At 44.3% G+C, this 3,406-nt stretch carries 4 protein-coding genes; all 4 read left to right on the forward strand.

Going from position 1 to position 3,406, the window contains the following annotated elements; translation table 11 throughout:
- A partial coding sequence (locus LD39_RS18890) for a response regulator transcription factor (RefSeq protein ID WP_035551758.1) occupies positions 1-587 on the forward strand: 587 nt, incomplete at its 5' end.
- A complete protein-coding gene (locus tag LD39_RS18895; protein WP_035551760.1) occupies positions 584-1,621 on the forward strand; it encodes a cell wall metabolism sensor histidine kinase WalK in 1,038 nt (345 codons plus the stop codon). The genes LD39_RS18890 and LD39_RS18895, both read left to right, overlap by 4 nt.
- Before the next feature lie 3 nt (positions 1,622-1,624).
- Complete coding sequence (locus tag LD39_RS18900) at positions 1,625-2,860, forward strand: molybdopterin-dependent oxidoreductase (protein WP_052158956.1); 1,236 nt, start codon at positions 1,625-1,627, stop codon at positions 2,858-2,860.
- A 100-nt stretch (positions 2,861-2,960) separates the two neighbouring features.
- On the forward strand, positions 2,961-3,152 hold the full coding sequence (locus tag LD39_RS23655) for a hypothetical protein (protein ID WP_035551762.1): 192 nt from the start codon (positions 2,961-2,963) through the stop codon (positions 3,150-3,152).
- The last annotated feature ends 254 nt before the right edge of the window (positions 3,153-3,406 follow it).

A 3,406-nucleotide genomic window follows, 5' to 3' on the forward strand; every position in this document is an offset into this window, starting at 1 on the left:
ATGTATGGAGAAAACATCACCCCGACTTAATCATCTTAGACTTAATGATGCCAAGGGTAGATGGATGGCGAGTTTGTGAAACCATCCGTACAGAGGATGAGACACCTATACTCATGCTTACCGCAAAGTCGGAGGACTACGACCGTTTATTCGGCTTGACGATCGGTGCGAATGATTACATGAGCAAACCCTTCAACCCTCAGGAGCTCGTTTTAAGAGTCAAATCGATCTTCCGCTTGATCGATTCATCCAAACCTCCTTCTACGGAAAAGAGAGAAACAATTGAATCTGGAGGAGTTGTTTTAATTACAACGACGCGAGAAGTCACAGCGCACGGTACTTCCGTAAAGTTGACCGTCAAAGAATTCGACCTGCTCTTACTCCTGGTCACTCATCCGAAGCAGGTGTTCTCCAGAAGTCAACTTCTCCATCAAATCTGGGATACTGCCTATGATGGAGATACGACGACTGTAACGGTTCATCTCCGCCGGCTGCGGGAAAAGATAGAAAAAGACGCTTCAAATCCCGAACTGCTCCATACGGTGTGGGGAATTGGCTACAAGTTCGACCCGGGGGAATCAGGATGAAAATCAAAACAATCTTTTTACTCGCGAATGGAAGCAGTATTCTTTTAATGAGTACTTTTTTAATCATCAGTTATTTTTCTATGCTTCTTTCTGTTGAAATGATCGGGTGGCTTTCCTTGTTGACGCTTTTTTCTGCTGCCCTATCTTTCTTCGTCTATTACCTGTTGACCTCTCCGGTAGAGCGTTCCATCAAGCGATTATCTGAGGAAGCACGACACATTTCTAGCCAGGATTTCGGCTCACCGATTCCTGAAGAAGGTCCAAAGGAGATCCGTTTTCTAACCCGTCAGTTTAACGACATGAATCATCGCTTACGAAAATCTTTCCAACAAATTCATCAGTCTGAAAAATCCCGGCGTGAGCTCGTTGCCAATATCTCTCATGACCTGAGGACTCCGATGTCTTCGATCCGCGCATTTATTCAAGCAATACAAGATGGAGTTGTCGACGATCCAAAGTCTAAAGCACAATATATGCATACGATCTCTCTTGAAGTCGAGCGTCTCGATCAAATGATCCAGCAGCTTTTCGAACTTTCCGTTTATGACTCAGGACAGTTGGAACTTCACAAAGAGTGGGTCGCCCTGGACCAGTGGCTGCTGGAAGTCATGGAACATAAACGATTCACGCTTGAAGAACAAGGAAGACAAGTCGATATTGATTTGCCTGACCGCGTTAAAGAAGTTTTCATCGACAGGGAGAAAATGAAGAGAGTCATGATTAACTTACTTGATAATGCGCTCCGTCATTCCAACCCGGACACGAATATTCAGATTCGAATCAGGCAGGGTGAGGAGACGGTGTCTTTTGAAGTCATTGACCAAGGAGAAGGAATTAGAAAAGAACATCAGGAACTCATTTTTGAGCGTACGTATCGAGTTGAAGCCTCTCGCAACCAAAAATCCGCCGGGGCGGGTCTGGGACTTGCGATTGCTAAACATATCGTCGAAGCTCATGCAGGCACAATCGGAGTAATCAGCGAGCCGGGTAAAGGTGCTATTTTTCAAATTATACTACCACTAGAAGGAGTGTAAGTCGTGGATAAAAGCGTATTCTATCAAATCCAGAAGAAATTCGGACAAAAACTGAAGCAGCTTCACCACTGGAATGCGATCCTTTTCACGTTTCTTGCTTTCACCGGCCTCGTACTCGTCTCCTCCGATTTCAGACAATGGCTCCCCCAGGTAAGGATTTGGGTAAAGGACATTCATATTTGGGCAGGCTTTGTCAGTATCCTGCCGTTGATTTTATATGGGCCGAAAATGGTCCGCCATTTACAAACATTACGAAAAAGAAAAATAAATCGGCAAAATCTTTATCTTGTCCTATTTATCCTCTTGTCCCTGATTTTGTCCGGACTCGTGCTAACCTACCACCGCAGCTTCGGACCTGGGTTCAGTTCCTTTGCCTTAATCATTCACGACATTATGACGTGGGGCGGCGTCCCTTATCTGATCTATCACAGCATTACGAGAAGTTTGTGGTTTAAGAAACTGGAAAAAAGACGTTTGCAAAAGCTCCAGGAGAAGAGAATGGTTATTGATAAAGGCAATCCGATTCTCAACCGAAGGACACTTTTACGAAGAGGGACAGGCACGGCCATTGCTTTAATTTTCACTCCATTCATTTATCAATGGCTGAAACCTTATCTTGGCTCTACCACAACAACTTCTCCTTCATCTCCATTGCCATTAACGGAAGCTTTCTCTCCATTACCAACACCCGCTCCTCGTTCAAAGCCCCCGGTAGGCGGAGGACGGAGCGGAAACTTCCGTTATTATACCGTTACAACGATGCCTGAGATTTCGGATAAAAATTTTTCATTCAAAATCGATGGCCTCGTCGACAAGCCTCAGTCCTGGAACTGGAAGCAATTTGTCGATCTGAACCGAGAAGTACAGGTTTCGAACTTCCATTGTGTTACCGGCTGGAGCGTCTATGATGTTACGTGGGAAGGTCTCAAACTGAAAGACCTGTTAAATCGGACAGGGGTTAAAAATGAAGCAAAATATGTAAAGTTTTATTCGCAGGATGGCGTTTACACCGACACATTGACGATAGAACAAGCGATGGGAGACGATATCATGGTGGCCATGCTCATTGATGGAGAACTTATTGAGTGCCGCAACGGGGGACCTGTCCGGCTGATCGTTCCTCAAATGTATGCCTATAAGTCGGTCAAGTGGTTAAACCGAATTGAATTGATCGAAAACGAACACGTCGGGTACTGGGAAAAACGCGGCTATGATAAAAATGCCTGGGTAAACTTATAATTTTCAAACATTTACCATTCTTTTATCCCCGATTCATTCCTCCTTTACAAATATAGGGTAAAAATGGATTGTACTCTATTTTTGAAAGGGGACTTCTCGTATGTTGAAAAAATGGATGCTTGCAATCGGATTGACTTCAGTACTTACGTTGGCTGCTTGTGGTGGAGGGGACGAAGAAGGCGACACGGAAGATCAGGAACAACAAGAAGACCAGGAATCCGGTGATATGGAAGGCGATTCCGGTTCTGATTCTGGCTCTGAAGAGGGTACAGAAACTGAAACAGAACAATAATAGCAAGAAGGTGAGTCTTTTGATGGCTCACCTTCTTTTTATTTTCATGCTGTGTTAAACGGTATTGTTATTTTTGAGAGATGTTTTTTTCATAAGTACTATAATGCCTCTAAAGGTTTTTCAACATAAGTGCAGGATTGTGGAAGACTTGATTCCGAGATACTTTCGGTTCCGTTGCTAAATACGGATTAGGGTTGGGTGGGAAACAACTCATCCAGCTCCCACGCCCAGACACTCGCGTCATAAGCAGAAAA

It is taken from the genome of Halobacillus sp. BBL2006 (assembly GCF_000786645.1).
Lineage (GTDB): Bacteria > Bacillota > Bacilli > Bacillales > Halobacillaceae > Halobacillus.

Excerpts from the sequence above, each read along its gene's own strand:
- LD39_RS18895 (WP_035551760.1), top strand. The coding sequence starts at position 584 with ATGAAAATCAAAACAATCTTTTTACTCGCGAATGGAAGCAGTATTCTT.
- LD39_RS23655 (WP_035551762.1), top strand. The coding sequence starts at position 2,961 with ATGTTGAAAAAATGGATGCTTGCAATCGGATTGACTTCAGTACTTACG.